Genomic DNA, 19,864 nt, shown 5'->3' with positions numbered 1-19,864 from the left:
GGGGCACGGGCCGTACGAGGTACGCCGTACCGCTCTGCCGAGGGTTTCCGGACGGGCGGCGTCCGGAGGTTCCTAGAGCGCGCCCTTGCGGCTCAGCTGGTTGAAGGCCAGCCAGCCCGGCAGCACCGGGAGCCACAGGGTCAGCAGCCGGAAGAGCAGCACCGCGGGAGCGGCCACTTCCTTGGGCAGGCCGACCGCGATCAGACCGACCGTCAGCGTCGCCTCGACCGCCCCGACACCGCCCGGGGTCGGGGCGGCGGAGCCCAGCGCGTTGCCGGCGAGGAAGACGACCGCGACGCTGGCGATGCTGATCGAGGACGATTCCGTGCCGAACGCGCGGATCGACGCGTCCAGGCACATCACGAAGCAGAAGGTCAGCAGCAGCATGCCGCCGATGCCGGTGACCAGCTTCTGCGGCCGCTGCAGTACGTCCAGCATGCGCGGCACGACACCCGCGAACAGTGACCTCACGCGCGTGACGACGAACTTCCGCAGGAACGGCACCGACGTCACCACCAGCACGAGCACCGCCACCGTCAGCAGACCCGCGATGACCGTGCGGGACGGCGACAGCGACGGCGTCTTCTCGGTACCGGTCAGATAGCCGAACGACAGCAGCATCAGGATGTGGCAGCCGAGCCCGAACAACTGCGACGCGCCGACGCTCGCCACCGCGAGCCCGGGGCGCACCCCCGAACGCTGGAGGAAGCGTGTGTTGAGCGCGACCCCGCCGACCGCGGCCGGGGCCACGATCTTCACGAACGACCCCGCGACCTGCGCGGCGACGGTCCGCGGGAACGGCACCCGCTCCGGCACGAACCCCAGCAGGCTCATCGCGGCGGCGACATAGCTCAGCGCCGAGAACAGCACGGCCGCCGCGACCCAGCCCCACTCGGCGTTGGCGACGAGCGGACCGAACTCGATGTGCGTGAGCTGCGTCAGCAGGAAGTACGCGCCGATCGCGCCGGCGATGAAGCTCATCAGGGTGCGCGGCCGCACCCGCTCCAGCCGGGCCGGCTCGACCGGGGCCTGGGGCCGGATCCGCAGCACCTGATGCCGGATCTGGGTCAGCAGATCCTCCTCGCGGGCCTCCTCCAGAGCCTCGTCGATGGCCCGCTTCTCGGCACGCGCCTGTGCCCGTACGGCCTTCTTCTCGGCCTTCTCGGAGACCGGCTCCGCCTCGTGCCCCGCCTCCAGCCGGGCCTGCTTGGCCTGCCGGGACGCCTCCAGGACCGCCTCGCGCTCGCGCTGTGCCCGCTCCCGCGCCAGTCTGCGCAGCGTCGCGCGCGTGGAGCGGCTGAGCGCGATGGGCTGAAGCATCGGCAGACAGTCCGCCACCGCGTCCGGGCCGAGCACGCCCACCGCCGAGGCGACCGCCCGCTCGGCGCCCACGCGCAGCCCCAGGGTCACGAGCAGCTGGGAGATGTCCATGCGCAGCAGCAGATCACCGGCCGCGATCTCGCCGACGCGCAGATCGGTGAGGATCACCGTGCCGGAACGATCCACCAGGATCGCGTCCCCCACCAGCCGGCGGTGCGCGATACGCCGGGACTGCAGGGCGCGCACCTGGTGCCAGGTGTCCCGCAGGAGGTCGTCGGTGATCTCCTCGTCCGCCAGCGAGTCCAGGGTGCGCCCGCCGGTGTGCTCGTAGACGAGCATCACGGCGTCGGGGCCGAGCTCGGAGGTGGCGATCAGCTTGGGAGCGTTGGCACCCGCCGCGATCGCCGCGTAGGCGAGCAGGGCCTCCTGCTCCAGCGCCTGGCGCAGCGACTGGAGGCTGCTGCGGGTGGCGAAGCCGCGCAGGGTCAGATTGCGCCACGCGCGGTAGAAGAATCCCTGGGCCTGCTGCTCCCGGTCGACCACGGTGACGTCCAGCGGCGGGCCGTCCTCCAGGGTGACGAAGTAGCGCCGGCCGCGGTCGCCGGTCTCGGAGGTGTCCGGCGCCTCCTCACGGGCCGCGCTCACCGGATGGAAGCCGACGTGCCGCAGGCCCGCCATCAGCGTCCGTCCGGTGGGCCGCACGTTCGGCGAGCCGACCGCGTACAGCGTGCCGTAGGCCACGGTCCAGCCGATCAGCACCGTCAGGATGATCGAGAACGGCGTGGTGTAGCCGGTGACCAGCATCGAGAACGCGTCGAGGAGCAGCACCATCCACAGCACCGCGCGCCAGCGCGGCCGACGCGACATGCCGACGGCGGTCATGTACGCGATGACCGGGGCGAGATAGCCGTGCACCGGGTCCGTGAGGGCGTGGATGTCGCCCGGGGAGGGCTGGGTGAGCGCCTCCTGGATCGAGTCCGGGGCCGCCTTGGCGACCCACAGGTCCGTGGCGAGAGTCACACCGTGCGCGAGGACGGCGGCGAGCACGCCGTCGGCGATGCGCAGCCCGTCCCGTTTGATCAGCCGCTCGATCGCGAAGGCCACCGGGACCAGCAGGATCGCGATGCTGGACGCCAGTCCCGCGATCTTGATGAGCAGGTCGGGCGCCTGACCCGTGCCCTTGTTGATGTCCTGTTCGAGACCCGAGGTCGTTCCGTGTGCGAAGGCGGCGATGCCCAGCAGCACGATGACGGCGAGCACGCCCACCAGCAGGCGCATGAGGTCGGAGGGGCGGTGCACGCGCGCGGGGAGCAGCGGTTCGTCGCCCTCGACCTCGTCGACGTGCGCCTCGTCCCGCGACCCGTCGAGCGGCTCCTTCGGGGCGCTGCCGCCCTCCTCCGCGGTTGCGGGGTTCTCCGGGCTCTCGGGACCGTCCGGGCGCGACGCAGCGTCAGAGGTGCCCTCCGCGCCCTCGGGATGCACACCCTGCTGCTTCATCGTCTCTTCTTGATCTCGTATCACCGGTCACCGCCCGCACGATGGTGGCATGCTCCACCGACACACGGGGGCATCAGGGTGCAAACGCGGGGGCGCACAGTCTGCCCCACGCACCGCGCGGGGGCGAGGGTCACGCACGGTCACGAACCGGTCGCCCTGTCGGTGGGGTGCGGCAGGATGGGGCGGATGAGCGAGCAGAGCATCCCGGACGACGCCCGCCCGGAGGACCCCGACGCCCGCCCCGGGTACCCCGCCGCGCTGCCCGAGTACGCCGAGCGGGTCCTCGGGGTCGCGGAGCTGATCCCGCCCGGGCGGGTCATGACGTACGGGGACGTCGCCGAGTGGCTCGAAGAGGGCGGGCCCCGGCAGGTCGGCCGGGTGATGGCCCTCTACGGCGGCGCCGTGCCGTGGTGGCGTGTGGTGCGCGCGGACGGGGCGCTGCTGCCCGGTCACGAACTGCGGGCGCTCGGCCACTACCGCGACGAGGGCACGCCGCTGAGGGAGGCGAGCAGGGCCGCCGAGGGCCATCTGCCGCGCCTCGACATGCGGCGGGCGCGCTGGGACGGCGGCGAACACGCGGACGGTCACACCTGACAGCTTCCGCCATCCGGCCCGCCCGAGGGGACCCTGTGGCCCGTACGGGGGAAAACAGGAAAACCGGGCACGTCGGTGGCATGGCGTACGTTCGAGGGGCGCGGGGCGGAGAAAGCGGCCCTCGATCACCCAGCACACCCACCAGGACCGGCGAACCACGTGAGCTCCTCTTCCTCCACCAGGCGCCTGTCGCACCCCCAGGGGCGACAGGGGAACCGTGGCGCTTACCGACTGGTCCGCACCCCGCCCGCCCGGACCGCCCCCCCTCGTCTGGACGCCGCACAGCGCTCCGTGGTTGACCACGCCGCCGGGCCGTTGCTCGTCCTCGCCGGCCCGGGCACCGGCAAGACCACCACCCTCGTGGAGTCCGTGGCGGCCCGTATCGCCCGCGGCGGCGACCCCGCGCGCGTGCTGGTGCTGACCTTCAGCCGCAAGGCGGCCGTGGAGCTGCGCGACCGGATGGCGTTGCGCATGGGCGCCGCCCGCGCGCCGCAGGCGACCACCTTCCACTCGTACTGCTACGCCCTGGTCCGCGCCCACCAGGACGGCGAGCTGTTCGCGGAGCCGCTGCGGCTGCTGTCCGGTCCCGAGCAGGACGTGGCCGTCCGTGAGCTGCTCGCCGGTCAGCTCGACCTCCAGCGGCTCGGCCTCGCGCACGTCCGCTGGCCGGACGAACTGCGCGCCTGCCTCACCACGCGCGGGTTCGCCGACGAGGTCCGCGCGGTGCTCGCCCGCAGCCGGGAGCTCGGCCTCGGCCCCGACGCCCTGGACGCCTTCGCCGCCCGCATCGGCCGCCCCGACTGGCGGGCCGCCGCCGCCTTCCTCGCCGAGTACCTCGACGTCCTCGACCTGCACGGTGTCATCGACTACGCCGAACTCGTCCACCGCGCGGTCCTCCTCGCCCACCGCCCCGAGACCGCCGGGCGGCTGGCCGCGCAGTACGACGCCGTGTACGTCGACGAGTACCAGGACACCGACCCGGCCCAGGTACGGCTGCTGCACGCCCTCGCCGGCGGCGGCCGCACCCTCGTCGCCCTCGGCGACCCCGACCAGTCGATCTACACCTTCCGGGGCGCCGATGTGAACGGGATCCTGGACTTCCCGGGTGCCTTCCCCCGCCGCGACGGCCGCCCGGCTCCCGTCGAGGTCCTGCGCACCTCCCGCCGCTCCGGCGCCGCCCTGCTCGCCGCCACCCGGTTGCTGACCGCGCGCATGCCCCTGACCCGCCTCCCGGCGGAGAAGGTCCGCGCCCACCGCGAACTCGTCCCCGCGCGCGAGGGCGGCCGCGTCGAGGTCTACACGTACCCGACCCCCGGCACGGAGCTGGACAACGTCGCCGACATCCTGCGCCGTGCCCACCTGGAGGACGGCGTGCCCTGGGGCGAGATGGCCGTCCTGGTCCGCGCGGGCTCCCGCACGATCCCCACGGTCCGCCGCGCCCTCACGGCGGCCGGTGTCCCCCTCGACATCGACGGCGACGACCTCCCCCTGCGCCACGAACCCGCCGTGGCCCCCCTGCTGACGGCCCTGCGGGCGGTGGCGACCGCGGAGGTCTCCCGGGGCGAGGAGCACGCCGAGGACACAGAGGACACAGAGGACACAGGGGCCGCCGGGGGTGCCGAGGACACCGGGGGCACCCGGGAGGGAGATCACTGCTGGCTCGACACCGAGACCGCCCTCACCCTCCTCACCTCCCCGCTCGCCGGCATGGACGCCGCCGATCTGCGCCGCCTGGGACGCGCCCTGCGCGAGGAGGAGCGCGCGGCGGGCAACCCGCTGCCGCCGCCCTCCGACGACCTGCTCACGCGCGCCCTCGCCGAACCGGAACGCCTGGTCACCCATGACCCGGTGTACGCGCGTGGCGCCCAGCGCCTCGGCGCGCTGCTCGCCACGGCCCGTGAGCGCCTCGCCCGCGGCGGCACGGCCGAGGAGGCGCTGTGGGACCTGTGGGAGGGCACCCCCTGGCCCACCCGCCTGGAGCGGGCCGCCCGCCGCGGCGGCGCGGCCGGACGCAACGCCGACCGCGACCTGGACGCCGTCTGCGCGCTGTTCGCCACCGCCGCGCGCGCGGAGGAACGCACCGGCGGCCGCGGCGCCCTGAACTTCCTCGCCGAGATCGAGGCCGAGGACATAGCCGCCGACACCCTCACCCGCCGAGCGGTACGCCCCGACGCCGTCCGGCTGATGACCGCCCACCGCGCCAAGGGCCTGGAGTGGCGCCTGGTCGTCGTCGCCGGCGCCCAGGAAGGCCTGTGGCCGGACCTGCGCCGCCGCGGCTCCCTCCTGGAGGCCGACCGCATCGGCCGCGACGGACTCGCCGAGCCGCTCACCCCGGGCGCGCTGCTCGCCGAGGAACGCCGGCTGTTCTACGTGGCCGCCACGCGCGCGCGTGACCGGCTCGTCGTCACCGCCGTGAAGGCACCCGCCGACGACGGCGACCAGCCCTCCCGCTTCCTCACCGAACTGGGTGTGGAACCCAGGGACGTCACCGGCCGCCCCCGCCGTCCCCTGTCCGTCGCCGCGCTCGTCGCCGAACTGCGTGCCACGACGGTCGACCCCCGCGCCTCCGCCGCCCTCCGCGAGGCCGCCGCCCGCCGCCTCGCGCGCCTGGCCGCGCTCGCCGACGAGGACGGCCGCCCGCTGGTGCCCTCGGCGCACCCCTACCGCTGGTGGGGCATGTTCGAGCCGACCGAGAGCAGGGTGCCGCTGCGCGACCGGGACCAGCCCGTCGTGCTCTCCGGCAGCGCCCTCGACCAGCTCGCCAACACCTGCGCCCTCCAGTGGTTCCTGGGGCGCGAGGTGAAGGCCGACGCGCCCGCCACCGCCGCCCAGGGCTTCGGCAACGTCGTGCACGTCCTCGCCGACGAGGTCGCCTCCGGGCACACCCCGGCCGACCTCGACGTCCTCATGGAGCGCCTCGACTCCGTGTGGAACGCGCTCGCCTTCGACGCGCCCTGGAAGTCGGAACAGGAGAAGGGCAACGCGCGCGTGGCGCTGGAACGCTTCCTCCAGTGGCATGTGGGCGACCGCGCGGGGCGCACGCCCGTCGCCAGTGAGCACGACTTCGACGTCACCCTCGAAGCGGGCGACTACGAGGTGCGCATCCGCGGTCAGATGGACCGGGTGGAGGCGGACGGCGAGGGCCGCGCCTATGTCGTCGACTTCAAGACGGGCAAGCAGGCGCCGACCGCGCGCGAGGTGGAGCGGCACCCCCAGCTCGCCGTCTACCAGCTCGCCGTCCGCGAGGGCGCCGTCGACGAGGCCTTCGACGGCGTACGCCCCCCACCCGGCGGCGCCGAACTCGTCCAGCTGCGCCAGGGCGCCGCCAAGCGCGACGGCGGCGACGCCCTGCCCAAGGTGCAGGCCCAGGAGGCACTGGAGGGTCCGGGAGGGGAGTGGGTCGGCGAACTGCTCGCCACGGCGGCCGGCAAGGTCCTCGACGAACGGTTCACCCCGAGCGCCGGCCAGCACTGCACGCACTGCGCGTTCCGGGCGTCGTGCAGCGCACGGCCGGAGGGACGGCACGTGGTGGAGTGAGCGGGGGTGCGGGCCCGGCGGGGTGCGGCAGGTGCGTGGTCATCGATTGTCGGTGCCCGCCGTTAGCCTTTTTTCATGCCCGCCCGCATCACCGATCCCGAGCAGCTCAAGGAGCTCCTCGGGATCCCCTTCACCCCGGAGCAGACGGCCTGCATCACCGCGCCGCCCGCCCCGCAGGTGATCGTGGCCGGAGCCGGGTCGGGCAAGACGACGGTGATGGCCGCGCGCGTGGTCTGGCTGGTCGGCACCGGCCAGGTCGCCCCGGAACAGGTCCTCGGCCTGACCTTCACCAACAAGGCGGCCGGCGAGCTCGCCGAACGGGTCCGCAAGGCGCTGGTCAAGGCGGGCGTGACCGACCCCGACGTCATCGACCCCGACAACCCGCCGGGCGAGCCGGTGATCTCCACGTACCACGCCTTCGCGGGCCGGCTGCTGACCGACCACGGCCTGCGCATCGGCCTGGAGCCGACCTCCCGCCTCCTCGCCGACGCCACCCGCTACCAGCTCGCCGCGCGTGTCCTGCGCGAGGCCCCCGGCCCCTACCCGTCGCTCACCCGCTCCTTCGCCGACCTGGTCAGTGACCTCCTCGCCCTCGACTCCGAGCTGGCCGAACACCTCGTGGGCCCCGACGCGCTCCGCACCTGGGACACCGGACTGCTGGGCACCCTGGAGGGCGTCAGGCTCAGCAACGCCGACCTGCGCAAGGTGCCCGAGGCCGCCGCCGCCCGGCGCGAGCTGGCCGGCCTGGTGATCCGCTACCGCGCGGCCAAACGGCAACGCGACCTGCTGGACTTCGGCGACCAGATCGCCCTCGCGGCACAGCTCGCCCAGGTCCCCGAGGTGGGCCCGATCCTGCGGGACGAGTTCCGCGTGGTCCTCCTCGACGAGTACCAGGACACCTCCGTCGCCCAGCGCATCCTCCTGGCCGGACTGTTCGGCGGCGGCACCGGACACCCGGTGACCGCCGTCGGCGACCCCTGTCAGGCCATCTACGGCTGGCGCGGCGCCTCCGTCGCCAACCTCGACGACTTCCCCGAGCACTTCGCCCACGCCGACGGCCGGCCCGCCACCCGCCAGGCACTCAGCGAGAACCGCCGCAGCGGCGGCCGCCTCCTCGACCTCGCCAACGGCCTCGCCGCCCCCCTGCGCGCCATGCACGCGGGCGTGGAGGCCCTGCGCCCGGCCCCCGGCGCCGAACGCGACGGCCTGGTCCGCTGCGCACTCCTGGCCACCCACGCCGAGGAGATCGACTGGCTCGCCGACTCCGTCGCCCACTTGGTCCGCACCGGCACGGCACCGGGCGAGATCGCCGTCCTGTGCCGTACGGCCACCGACTTCGCGGAGATCCAGGGCGCCCTCGTCGCCCGGGACGTCCCCGTCGAGGTCGTCGGCCTCTCCGGACTGCTGCACCTGCCCGAGGTCGCCGACCTCGTCGCCGTCTGCGAGGTGCTCCAGGACCCCAGCGCCAACGCCTCCCTGGTCCGGCTGCTCACCGGCCCGCGCTGGCGCATCGGCCCGCGCGACCTCGCCCTCCTCGGCCGGCGGGCACGGCTGCTCGTCGCCCACGCGCGCGGGGACGACGGCGGCGACCCGGACCGCCGCCTCGCCGAGGCCGTCGAAGGCGTCGACCCGTCCGAGGTGATCTCCCTCGCGGACGCCCTCGACACCTTCCTGGAGACACCCCTGGAGGGCGGTGCGGACGACAGGCTGCCGTTCTCGCCGGACGCGCGCGTACGCTTCGCCCGGCTCGCCACCGAACTGCGCGACCTGCGCCGCTCCCTCGCCGACCCGCTGATGGACGTGCTGCACCGCGTCCTCGCCGTCACCGGCCTGGAGGTCGAACTGTCGGCCTCCCCGCACGCGCTGGCCGCCCGCCGCCGCGAGACCCTGTCGAACTTCCTCGACGTCGCCGCCTCCTTCGCCGCCGGCGAGAGCGAGGCGAGCCTGCTCGCCTTCCTCGGCTTCCTGCGCACCGCCGCCCAGTACGAGAAGGGCCTCGACAACGCCCTGCCCGGCGGCGAGAACACCGTCAAGGTGCTCACCGCCCACAAGTCCAAGGGCCTGGAGTGGGACGTCGTCGCCGTCCCCGGCCTGGTCACCGGCACCTTCCCCAGCGGCCAGGGCCGCGAGAAGTGGACCGCCCAGGCCAAGGTGCTCCCGCACACCCTGCGCGGCGACGCCGACACCCTGCCCGACATCGACTCCTGGGACTCCCGGGGCATGAAGGCCTTCCACGAGGCCATGAAGGACCACCAGCACACCGAGGAACTCCGCCTCGGCTACGTCACCTTCACCCGCCCCCGCTCCCTGCTCCTGGGCTCCGGCCACTGGTGGGGCCCCAGCCAGAAGAAGCCCCGCGGCCCCTCCGACTTCCTGCGGGCCCTGTACGACCACTGCGTCGCCGGCCACGGCGAGATCGAGGCCTGGGCGGACGAGCCGGAGGAGGACGCGGAGAACCCCGCCCTGCACCGCGCCACGGCCGACCAGGCCTGGCCGCTCCCCCTGGACGCCGACGCACTCGCCCGCCGCCGCGCCGCCGCCGACACCGTCCTCGCCCACCTGGACGACCTCGCCGCCCAGGACGACGTACGGCCGGCCGCCACGCACGACCCGGACACCCACGAAGACCCGGACTGGCCCCCGCCCCCCGACGAGGACGAGCCGCCCTACGACGAGACCGACCCGTTCGGGGAAGAGCCGTTCACAGGTGAGCCCGATCCGTTCGACGACGACGCCCACCACGTCCCGGTCCGCCCCGCCGTCCCCCACCAGGCCACCGCCCCCGAGCCTCCCGCGACCCACCCGCGGCGGGGTTCCCTCACGCCCGAGGAGGCCCGCGCGGTCGCCTCCTGGGACCGCGACCTCGACGCGCTCGCCGGAGAGCTGCTGCGCACCCGCCGGAGCGTCACGGACGTACCCCTCCCGACGACGCTCACCGCCACGCAGGTGCTGCGCCTGGCCGCCGACCCGGACGGTCTCGCGCAGGAACTCGCACGCCCCATGCCGCGCCCCCCGCAACCGGCCGCACGCCGTGGCACCCGGTTCCACGCATGGGTGGAAGCCCGCTTCGAGGCGTTGACACTTCCCCTCCTGGAACCCGACGAGCTGCCCGGCGCCGACGCCGAGATCGCCGACGAGCGCGACCTGGCGGACCTCAAGGAGGCCTTCGAGCGCACCGAGTACGCCCAGCGCACCCCCCACCGTGTCGAGGTCCCCTTCCAGCTCGCCCTCGCCGGCCGCGTCGTACGGGGCCGTATCGACGCCGTCTACCGGCAGGACGACGGTGAAACGACGACCTACGAGATCGTCGACTGGAAGACCCACCGCGCCCGCACCGCCGACCCCCTCCAGCTCGCCCTCTACCGACTCGCCTGGGCCGAGCAGCAGGGGGTGCCCGTGGAATCCGTCACAGCGGTGTTCCTCTATGTCCGCACCGGCGAGGTCGTACGGCCCCGTGATCTGCCCGATCGCGCCGCCCTGGAACGCCTGTTGAGGGGCGAGGAGGCCCCCGCGGAGGATCACGAGACACCCCAAGGGCGGGAAAACCGTGCGCAACCGCCCGGCGAGGATGTCGGCGCGGGCCGATAGGCTCGTGACCATGAGCCATCCCGTTGACAGTGCCGTCAGCGCCGTCCGCACGTACATCGAGCAGCACCGCGCCGCCTTCCTCGACGACCTCGCCGAGTGGCTGCGCATCCCCTCGGTGTCCGCGCAGCCCGACCACGCCCCCGACGTACGACGCAGCGCGGACTGGCTCGCCGCGAAGCTGACGGAGACCGGCTTCCCGACCGCCGAGGTCTGGCCGACGCCCGGCGCCCCCGCCGTGTACGCCGAGTGGCCCTCGGACGACCCCGGGGCCCCCACCGTCCTGGTCTACGGCCACCACGACGTGCAGCCCGCCGCCCGCGAGGACGGCTGGGACAGCGACCCCTTCGAGCCCGTCGTCCGCGGAAACCGCCTCTACGCGCGCGGGGCCGCCGACGACAAGGGCCAGGTGTTCTTCCACACCCTCGGCGTGCGCGCCCATCTCGCCGCCACCGGCCGCACCGTGCCGGCCGTCCACCTCAAGCTGCTGATCGAGGGCGAGGAGGAGTCCAGCTCCCCGAACTTCCGCGCCCTCGTCGAGGAGCACGCCGAGCGGCTCGCCGCGGACGCCGTGATCGTCTCCGACACCGGCATGTGGTCCGCGGACACCCCCACGGTCTGCACGGGCATGCGCGGCCTCGCCGAGTGCGAGATCCGCCTCTTCGGCCCCGACCAGGACATCCACTCCGGTTCCTTCGGCGGCGCCGTCCCCAACCCCGCCACCGCGGCCGCCCGCCTCGTCGCCGCCCTGCACGACGAGCACGCGCGTGTGGCCGTCCCCGGCTTCTACGACGGCATCGTCGAGCTCACCGACCGCGAACGCGAGCTCTTCGCCGAACTGCCCTTCGACGAGGAGCAGTGGCTGCGCACCGCCAGGTCGCACGCCGCCCACGGCGAGGCCGGGCACACCACTCTGGAGCGCGTCTGGGCCCGCCCGACCGCCGAGGTCAACGGCATCGGCGGCGGCTACCAGGGCCCCGGCAGCAAGACGATCGTCCCGTCCTCCGCCTTCGTGAAGCTGTCCTTCCGGCTGGTCGCGGGCCAGGACCCCGACCGGATCGAGAAGGCCGTCCGGGCCTGGGCCGACGAGCGGATCCCCGCCGGGATCCGCCACGAGATCGCGTTCAGCCCCGCCACGCGCCCGTGTCTGACCCCGCTCGACCACCCCGCCCTGCGGTCCGTGGTCCGCGCCATGGGCCGCGCCTTCGAAGGGCCCGTCCGCTTCACCCGCGAGGGCGGCTCCGGACCCGCCGCCGACCTCCAGGAGGTCCTCGGCGCCCCCGTGCTGTTCCTCGGCATCTCCGTCCCCTCGGACGGCTGGCACGCGCCGAACGAGAAGGTCGAGCTGGACCTCCTCCTCAAGGGCGTCGAGACCACCGCGTACCTCTGGGGCGACCTGGCCGAGAACTGGCGCCGTGCGCCCTGACGGCCCCGCTCGGCCCGGAGCGGGTTTGCGCGCGGCGCACACGGGAAAGGCCGCATCGCGGCGCCGCACCGGACCCGGTCGCCCCCTCCCGCACGTTCCGCTGAACCGCCCGCCGAATCAACCGTTCCACCGGGGGAGTTGGAAGCACCAGTGACCACCTGGACCGACCAGAACGCCGACAGGCCCATCTCGCTCACCGCGCCGAGCGGCATCGACCGGGCCGCCCACCACCGGCTCGACGAGGCCTGGCTCGCCGCCGCGTGGAGCCACCCCACGACGCGCTGTTTCGTCGTCTCCGGCGGCCAGGTCCTCATCGACGAGACGCCCGACGGCCGGACCGAGCTCGTCATGACGCCCTCCTTCGAGGCCCCTCTCACCGAGGCGCACCGCTACTTCCTGGGCACCGACGAGGAAGGCGTCAGCTACTTCGCCCTCCAGAAGGACGCCCTGCCCGGCCGTATCGACCAGTCCGCCCGCCCGGCCGGACTGCGCGAGGCCGGGCTGCTGCTGTCGCCCCGGGACGTGGGCCTGATGGTGCACGCCGTCGGCCTGGAGAACTGGCAGCGCACCCACCGTTTCTGCTCCCGCTGCGGCGAACGCACGGTCATCGCCGCGGCCGGACACATCCGCCGCTGCCCCGCCTGCGGCGCCGAGCACTACCCGCGCACCGATCCCGCGGTGATCATGGCCGTCACCGACGAGGACGACCGCATCCTCCTCGGCCGGCAGGTCCACTGGCCCGAGGGCCGCTTCTCGACGCTGGCCGGTTTCGTCGAACCCGGCGAGTCCATCGAGCAGGCGGTGCGCCGCGAGGTGTTCGAGGAGGCCGGGATCAGCGTCGGCCACGTCGACTACATCGCCAGCCAGCCCTGGCCGTTCCCGTCCAGCCTGATGCTGGGCTTCATGGCCCGTGCCACCTCCACGGCGATCGATGTCGACGGCGACGAGATCCACGAGGCCCGCTGGTTCTCCCGCGACGAGCTGACCGCCGCCTTCGAGGCGGGCGAGGTCCTGCCCCCGTACGGCATCTCCATCGCGGCCCGCCTGATCGAGCTCTGGTACGGCAAGCCGCTGCCGACACGCAACTTCGTGTGACACAGGGCACAAGAAGGGCGGCCTCCGACGCTACGGAGGCCGCCCTTCTGTCCGTGCTCAGGCGCTGATCTTCTGCTTCACCTGCGCCAGCGACGGGTTCGTCAGTGTCGAACCGTCGGCGAACAGCACGGTCGGCACCGTCTGGTTTCCGCCATTCGCCTTCTCCACGAACGCCGCGGACTCCGGGTCCTGCTCGATGTTGATCTCGGTGTACGCGATGCCCTCGCGCTCCAGCTGCTTCTTCAGCCGCTGGCAGTAACCGCACCACGTGGTGCTGTACATCGTCACAGTGCCCAGCATGTCTCTCGTGCTCCTTCGGCGGGTCGGGGACGGCGGTCGTAAGGGGGAACGTACTTGAAAGCGCCACCATTCCCGTCGCGAACGACCTGGGCGTGACGTCCGCCGCATTAGTACGACTGCGAGGCCCCGCCTGTGGACAACCGGCTCGCCCGTCTCCGCCGACCTGGCAGCATGGCCGTGTGACAGCAGCAACGCACTCCCCCCTCTTCCCGCGGGTCCCCGACACGGCCGACGCGGTGCTCGAAGGGCTCGACCCCGAGCAGCGCGAGGTGGCCACCTCCTTGCACGGGCCGGTGTGCGTGCTGGCCGGAGCCGGCACCGGCAAGACCCGGGCGATCACCCACCGCATCGCCTACGGCGCGCGCGCCGGCATCCTCCAGCCCTCCAGCGTGCTCGCCGTCACCTTCACCAACCGCGCCGCCGGCGAGATGCGCGGCCGACTGCGCCAGCTCGGGGCCCAGGGCGTCCAGGCCCGCACCTTCCACTCCGCCGCCCTGCGCCAGCTCCAGTACTTCTGGCCGAAAGCGATCGGTGGCTCGCTGCCCCGGCTCGTCGACCGCAAGATCCAGCTCGTCGCCGACGCGGCCGCCGCCTGCCGCCTCCGCCTCGACCGCGGCGAGCTGCGGGACGCCACCGCGGAGATCGAGTGGTCCAAGGTCACCCAGACCGTTCCCGCCGACTACGCCCTCGCCGCCGCCAGGGCCGGCCGCGAGGCCCCGCGCGACCCCGCCGAGATCGCCCAGCTCTACGCCGCCTACGAGGACCTCAAGCGCGACCGCGCAGTCATCGACTTCGAGGACGTCCTGCTGCTGACCGTCGCCGTCCTCCAGGACCGGCACGACATCGCCGAGCAGGTCCGCGCCCAGTACCAGCACTTCGTGGTCGACGAGTACCAGGACGTCAGCCCCCTCCAGCAGCGTCTGCTGGAGCTGTGGCTCGGCGACCGGGACGACCTCTGCGTCGTCGGCGACGCCAGCCAGACGATCTACTCCTTCACCGGCGCCACCCCCGACCACCTCCTCGACTTCCGCACCCGCCACCCCGGCGCCACCGTCGTCAAGCTGGTCCGCGACTACCGCTCCACCCCGCAGGTCGTCCACCTCGCCAACGGCCTGCTCTCCCAGGCCCGCGGCCGCGCCGCCGACCACCGGCTGGAACTGGTCTCCCAGCGCGACCCCGGACCCGAACCCGTCTACACCGAGTACACCGACGAGCCCGCCGAGGCCGAGGGCGCCGCCCGCCGTATCCGGGACCTCCTCGCCGCCGGCGTCCCGGCCGCCGAGATCGCCGTCCTGTTCCGCACCAACGCCCAGTCCGAGACGTACGAACAGGCCCTCGCCGACCTCGGCGTCCCCTACCAACTGCGCGGCGCCGAGCGCTTCTTCGACCGGCCCGAGGTGCGCAAGGCGGGAGTCGCCCTGCGCGGCGCGGCCCGCTTCGGGCGCAACGACACCCTTCTGGAGGACACCGTCGACCTGCCCTCGCAGGTGCGTGCCGTCCTCTCCGGCGAAGGCTGGACCCCACAGCCCCCCGCGGGCTCCGGGGCCGTCAGAGAGCGCTGGGAGTCGCTGGCCGCACTGGTCGGCCTCGCCCAGGACTTCGAGGCCGCCCGGCCCGGCGCCACCCTCGCCGACCTGGTCGCCGAACTCGACGAGCGGGCGAGCGCCCAGCACGCCCCGACCGTCCAGGGCGTCACCCTCGCCTCCCTGCACTCGGCCAAGGGCCTGGAGTGGGACGTCGTCTTCCTGGTCGGTGTCGCCGAGGGCATGATGCCGATCACCTACGCCCGGACCGACGAGCAGATCGAGGAGGAGCGCCGCCTCCTCTACGTCGGCGTCACCCGCGCCCGTCAGCGCCTCCATGTCTCCTGGGCGCTCTCCCGCTCGCCGGGCGGCCGTCCCAGCCGCCGCCCGAGCCGCTTCCTCGATGGACTGCGCCCCGGCTCCGGCACGGGAGCCACCCGTGGCGGCGGAGCCGCGGGCGGCATCGAGCGCGGCTTCGGCACGATCGGCGCGGGCGCGGCGGCGGTGCCCCGCCGGGCCCAGCGCACCCCGGCCCGGTGCCGGGTCTGCGGGCGGACCCTCACCGACGCCGGTGAGATGAAGCTGATGCGCTGCGAGGGCTGCCCCTCGGACATGGACGAGGGGGTCTACGAGCGGCTGCGGGAGTGGCGGGCGCTCCAGGCGCGGCGCAACGGGCAGCCCGCGTTCTGCGTCTTCACCGACAAGACGCTGATGGCCATCGCCGAGGCCGTTCCCGACGAGGCGGGCGAGCTCGCGCGGATCCCCGGGGTCGGCGTCCGCAAGCTCAACCGCTACGGGGCCGATGTGCTGGCCATCTGCGCAGGCCAACTGCTCGAGGACGACGAGGAAGCGGACTGGCGGGGAGATGATGCGAACTCGTCGAAAAAATAGTTTGCGCATGCCCCAGCAATCCCCATAGGTTCTTAGACACGGAAGCGGCGGCCTTCTCCGAGGCCCTGGTTCCGTGCTCTACTTACATATCCGCCGGACTGGGCTCACGCCCGGTCCCCCGAGACGCCGAGAGGAGGCGATTCCAGTGATCATCATCAACAGCAGCTCCGTCAGCACCGCCAAACTGACCGATCGCTCGGTCGTCTCCACGTGCATGCTCGGCGCCTCGACCCTGGGCACCGGTCTGTCCGGTATTCGTGCCGGCCGGCCGGCGTCCTCCTCCGTTGCTCCCGCGGGCCTTCCCGTCCGTGAGCGCAATGAGCGACCGACCGAGGCACTGGAAGCAGTAGAGGGACAGGCACATGCCTATGCCTTTGCGGCGGCCGGTGCCGGATTCCGGAAGCAGACGACGCAGCACCACCTGATGTGGGCCTTCCGTGGGCCAGAACCCTGGAGTGATCCAGCCTGATCGTCGATCAGGCCGGCGCCTTCAGGGCCGCGGAACCCCAACCGGGATCCGCGGCCCTTCTGTTTGTCCCTGTACCGGGGACAGGCGGGCGAAGGGGCCTCGGGACAACAAACGCCGACACCCGGCCCAACAGGGCCGGACCGACAGACGAGGAAGACGAAACCGTGCAACTCGAAGCGCACGCCACGTCCGTACCGCCTTCCGAAACGATCTCCCCGCCCGGCCTCACGGAGGACTCCACCTTGACCCCGCTCACCGCGCTCACCGCGCTCGACGACGCCATCGAGAACCTCGGCGTACCCGTCCCCTGCCGCTCCTACGACCCGGAGGTCTTCTTCGCCGAGTCGCCGGCCGATGTCGAGTACGCCAAGTCCCTCTGCCGCACCTGCCCGCTGATCGAGGCCTGCCTCGCCGGCGCCAAGGAGCGGCGTGAGCCCTGGGGCGTCTGGGGTGGCGAGCTGTTCGTGCAGGGCGTCGTCGTCGCCCGGAAGCGGCCGCGTGGCCGCCCGCGCAAGAACCCGGTCACGGCATGAACACCGCAGGAACGATCGACCGCCCCCTCACGCAAGACCCCCAGAAGCAGGCCCCGATGAAGCCGTTCACCAGCGAGCCCGCAGGCTCCGCGACCGAAGACGTCACCACCACCGGCGCGATCGACTCGCGTCAGAACAGGACCCGAGAGATGCAACTCATCCCAGAAGCCCTGGCACGTGCGCATATGCACGAGCGACTGCACGAGGCCGAGCGTGACCGCCAGGCCGTGCGCCTGGCGGCCGCCCGCCGGATGCAGCGCCGTGCCGAGCGCGCCTCGCTGCGTGCCCGCCGGGCGCTCGCCATCGCCGTGATGCAGTAACCCCGCACCGGAAGCGGTGGCCTCCCGACACAGGAGGCGCAAACTGTCCCCGAGGGGGCCGGTCCGTCCGAACGGACCGGCCCCCTCGGCGCGTTGCCGGTGACCGTCAGGCCTCCGCCACCGACTCCTGTGCCTCGAGCTGCTCCAGGTCGTCTTCCAGGACGAACCCCGGCAGCCACTCCTCCAGTTCGTCCCGCAGCCGTACCGTCGCGCCGAGCTGGCACAGCACACCGATCGTGCTCAGGGTCACCCGATGTATCAGCAGATACGCCGGCGGCAGGTTGAGCTGCTTGCCCAACTGGTGGGCGGGGGAGCGGGGGTCGGCGATCCGGGCCGCCTGGCTGCGCATCCAGCCGCGGGTGAAGGTGAACTCCTCCGCCTTGGCCGGCTCGATGATCGGCAGCAGATAGTCGAGGACCGCGTCGGGGTCCAGCTCGATGGACTCCTTGACGAAGCCCTCCGTGCACAGGAGTGCGTAGACCGCGTCCGCCTCGCCGTCCAGGGTCATGCGCAGGGACTCCCCGATCGGTTCCGGCAGACCGCCCGAGAGCCGGTCGACCGTGCCGAAGTCCAGGACACCGAGCCGCCAGTCCTCCTCGTCGTCCGGTCCGCCGGGCAGCAGACGGAAGTTGCCCGGGTGCGGATCGGCGTGCAGCAGGCCGGTGCGGGCCGGGCCGGAGAACAGGAAGCGGGACAACAACTGTCCGGCGCGGTCGCGCTGCTCCTGGGTCCCCCCGGTGATCACCTCGGACAACGGGATGCCGTCGATCCACTCGGTGACCAGGACCTGCTCGCACTGGTGCACCACTGCCGGGACCACGACGTCCGGATCGCCGGCGAACTCCTCGGCGTGGGCCTGCTGGGCCTGTGCCTCCAAGGCGTAGTCCAGTTCCTCGGAGACCCGGTCTCGGAGCTCGGAGATCAGCGGCTTGACGTCCATGCCGGGGATCAGGGGACCCAACAGACGGGCGAAACGGCTGAGTTGGTTCAGGTCCGAGAGCAGGGCCTCGCCCGCCCCCGGGTACTGCACCTTGACCGCGACCGCCCGCCCGTCGTGCCACACCGCGCGGTGGACCTGGCCGATGGAGGCCGCGGCGGCGGGCTTGTCGTCGAACTCGACGAACAGGTCCGGCCAGTCCTCACCGAGCCGCTCCGCGAGCACGGAGTGCACCGTGCGGGTCGGCATCGGCGGCGCCGCGTCCTGGAGCTTCGTCAGCGCCGCGCGGTAGGGGCCGGCGACCTCCTCGGGCAGGGCCGACTCGAAGACGGACAGGGCCTGCCCGAACTTCATCGCCCCGCCCTTGAGCTCACCCAGCACCTTGAAGAGCTGCTCCGCCGTCCGCTGTTGCAGCTCACGGCCGACGATCTCCGCGGACTCGCCCACGATCCGCTTGCCCAGGCCCCAGGTCGCCCGTCCGGCGAAGCCGAGCGGCAGCGCGGCGAGCTTGGCGGTCCGGGTGACCGCCTTCCGGGGAAGATCAGACATGCGCCCTCCAAGTCCCAGCCTGCCGCGCCGCAACTGTCGTACGGCGTAACTCCCTCGATTGCCGTTGCCCTGCCATTGTCGCGTGCGATCCCCCCTCCTCGGGTGTGTGTTCCCCCTTACGTTTCTCCGCGCCCTCCCCGGAGGCGCCGCACGGACACGCGGAGTGCGGCCACACCGGCCGGGAGTGCCACTGCAGGGTGGGGAGGGAGACCTCCCAGCGGGCTCCCGCGCTGGAGGGGAGGCGGCCGTCGAGGAAGGTGAGCGCGTGGGCGGCCGCCAGGCCGGCGACCGCCGTGGCCAGGGCCAGATCGCAGGCCTGGGCGGGGCGGCGCCGCCCCGACTGCCATTGCGCGACCAGCCGCGGCCAGGTCTCGTCCCGGTCGGTGCGCGCCCGCTGGAGACAGCCCGCGCAGCCCGTCTCACCGGGCAGGACGAGCGGCCCCACGACACCCGTCGCCTCCACCACCCCCGTGTACAGATGCGGGGTGCCCGAGGCGAGCAGCGGATCGGCCGCGGACGCGGGCGGCGCGTGCACGCAGACGTCGTCCCGTGCGGCGATGATCACCAGGGCGAGGCCGGGGGTTCCCGCCTCGGACGGTGACCGGCTCCTCCTGCGTGACGGGCGGTCCGGGGAGGCTGCGCGCACGGCCCGGCGGGCGGCCTCGTCCCGGCGCTCACCGACCGACTCGGCGGACAGCCCGCCCGGTGCCACGTCCCCCGGCTCCACCAGACCGCCGTCCCTCACGTCCACCTCGCCGACCCCCGCGCCCGACAGCAGCGCCGCCAGCACCGCGCCGACCCGTCCCGCGCCGCGCACCTGCACCCGCAGCCGGCGCCGGGCCGCGAGCCGGTCGAGCGCCTCGCCCGGGGCCGACGTGGTCAGCGACAACGAGGCGAGGTCCGGCCGCAGCCGGTCCAGGACCTCCTGCCTGTCCCGCAGGGCCGCCGCGTCCGGCCCGCCCCCGCGCGCGTCGTCGAGGAGCCCCGCCCGGCCCAGCCGCTCCACCAGCCGGTCCACATGGCCGTCCGGCAGATCCATGCGGCGCCCCTCCTCACGCAGCAGGTCGAGCCCCCGGGTGCCGTCCAGCAGGTCGAGGAAACTGCCCGTCGCCGTGTCCACCGGACCAAGGGTCAGCGCGTGCGCCGGTGCCATCCCGAACTGCACGGTGTTGAGGTCCCGCCAGCCGCGCCGCAGCGCGGGCTTCACCATCGGATGCATCAAAGGCCCCCGTATGCCTGTGTATGGCCGCATATGGCTGTGCACATCTGGAAACTCCGCTTACGTCGA

The 19,864-nt window shown here is 73.3% G+C and carries 13 protein-coding genes; 9 read left to right on the top strand and 4 right to left on the bottom strand.

All coding sequences use genetic code 11. The features are described 5' to 3' along the window. Positions 1-72: 72 nt before the first annotated feature. Positions 73-2,817: a lysylphosphatidylglycerol synthase domain-containing protein gene (locus AQJ64_RS13045; RefSeq protein ID WP_055636577.1), complete on the bottom strand. Its 2,745-nt coding sequence runs from the start codon at positions 2,815-2,817 to the stop codon at positions 73-75. Between the two features lie 186 nt (positions 2,818-3,003). On the opposite strand from AQJ64_RS13045, the gene AQJ64_RS13040 reads away from it, so the two are divergent. The 5 genes from AQJ64_RS13040 (at position 3,004) to nudC (ending at position 13,054) form a co-directional block, all read left to right on the top strand. Then, the gene (locus tag AQJ64_RS13040) at positions 3,004-3,411 is read left to right on the top strand and encodes an MGMT family protein (protein WP_055636576.1); all 408 of its coding nucleotides are present in this window, start codon (positions 3,004-3,006) and stop codon (positions 3,409-3,411) included. A gap of 159 nt (positions 3,412-3,570) precedes the next feature. After that, positions 3,571-6,948: an ATP-dependent helicase gene (locus AQJ64_RS13035; protein ID WP_079061624.1), complete on the top strand. Its 3,378-nt coding sequence runs from the start codon at positions 3,571-3,573 to the stop codon at positions 6,946-6,948. A gap of 75 nt (positions 6,949-7,023) precedes the next feature. Then, on the top strand, positions 7,024-10,536 hold the full coding sequence (locus tag AQJ64_RS13030) for an ATP-dependent helicase (protein WP_059202642.1): 3,513 nt from the start codon (positions 7,024-7,026) through the stop codon (positions 10,534-10,536). A 10-nt stretch (positions 10,537-10,546) separates the two neighbouring features. Continuing rightward, on the top strand, positions 10,547-11,959 hold the full coding sequence (locus AQJ64_RS13025; protein ID WP_055638673.1) for a dipeptidase: 1,413 nt from the start codon (positions 10,547-10,549) through the stop codon (positions 11,957-11,959). Between the two features lie 150 nt (positions 11,960-12,109). Continuing rightward, positions 12,110-13,054, top strand: coding sequence for an NAD(+) diphosphatase (nudC, locus tag AQJ64_RS13020; RefSeq protein WP_059202641.1), 945 nt, complete (start codon positions 12,110-12,112; stop codon positions 13,052-13,054). A gap of 57 nt (positions 13,055-13,111) precedes the next feature. On the opposite strand, the gene AQJ64_RS13015 is transcribed toward nudC, so the two are convergent. Beyond that, positions 13,112-13,354, bottom strand: a complete 243-nt coding sequence (locus tag AQJ64_RS13015) for a mycoredoxin (RefSeq protein WP_055638267.1) — start codon at positions 13,352-13,354, stop codon at positions 13,112-13,114. A gap of 179 nt (positions 13,355-13,533) precedes the next feature. Here AQJ64_RS13015 and AQJ64_RS13010 point away from each other — a divergent pair, with 179 nt between their 5' ends. From AQJ64_RS13010 to AQJ64_RS12995, 4 genes are all read left to right on the top strand, one after another. Then, entirely contained in the window at positions 13,534-15,768 is a 2,235-nt protein-coding gene (locus AQJ64_RS13010) for an ATP-dependent DNA helicase UvrD2 (RefSeq protein WP_206189917.1), read from the top strand. A gap of 145 nt (positions 15,769-15,913) precedes the next feature. Beyond that, entirely contained in the window at positions 15,914-16,237 is a 324-nt protein-coding gene (locus AQJ64_RS45615; protein ID WP_079061623.1) for a hypothetical protein, read from the top strand. Positions 16,238-16,401: 164 nt separating this feature from the next. After that, entirely contained in the window at positions 16,402-16,770 is a 369-nt protein-coding gene (locus AQJ64_RS13000; protein WP_055638270.1) for a WhiB family transcriptional regulator, read from the top strand. Then, on the top strand, positions 16,767-17,090 hold the full coding sequence (locus AQJ64_RS12995) for a hypothetical protein (RefSeq protein ID WP_055638271.1): 324 nt from the start codon (positions 16,767-16,769) through the stop codon (positions 17,088-17,090). Before AQJ64_RS13000 ends, AQJ64_RS12995 begins: the two co-directional genes overlap by 4 nt. A gap of 106 nt (positions 17,091-17,196) precedes the next feature. Here AQJ64_RS12995 and AQJ64_RS12990 read toward each other — a convergent pair whose 3' ends face one another. Together AQJ64_RS12990 and AQJ64_RS12985 are read right to left on the bottom strand one after the other, a co-directional pair. Further along, the gene (locus AQJ64_RS12990; RefSeq protein WP_055638272.1) at positions 17,197-18,576 is read right to left on the bottom strand and encodes an ABC1 kinase family protein; all 1,380 of its coding nucleotides are present in this window, start codon (positions 18,574-18,576) and stop codon (positions 17,197-17,199) included. Beyond that, on the bottom strand, positions 18,569-19,795 hold the full coding sequence (locus AQJ64_RS12985; protein WP_055638273.1) for a TOMM precursor leader peptide-binding protein: 1,227 nt from the start codon (positions 19,793-19,795) through the stop codon (positions 18,569-18,571). The genes AQJ64_RS12990 and AQJ64_RS12985 overlap by 8 nt, the downstream gene beginning before the upstream one ends. Between the last annotated feature and the right edge of the window lie 69 nt (positions 19,796-19,864).

This window comes from Streptomyces griseoruber (assembly GCF_001514205.1).
In the GTDB taxonomy this organism is placed as follows: Bacteria; Actinomycetota; Actinomycetes; order Streptomycetales; family Streptomycetaceae; genus Streptomyces; species Streptomyces griseoruber.
The sequence above is the reverse complement of the archived record's forward strand: the minus strand, read 5'-3'. Positions and strand labels throughout refer to the sequence as shown.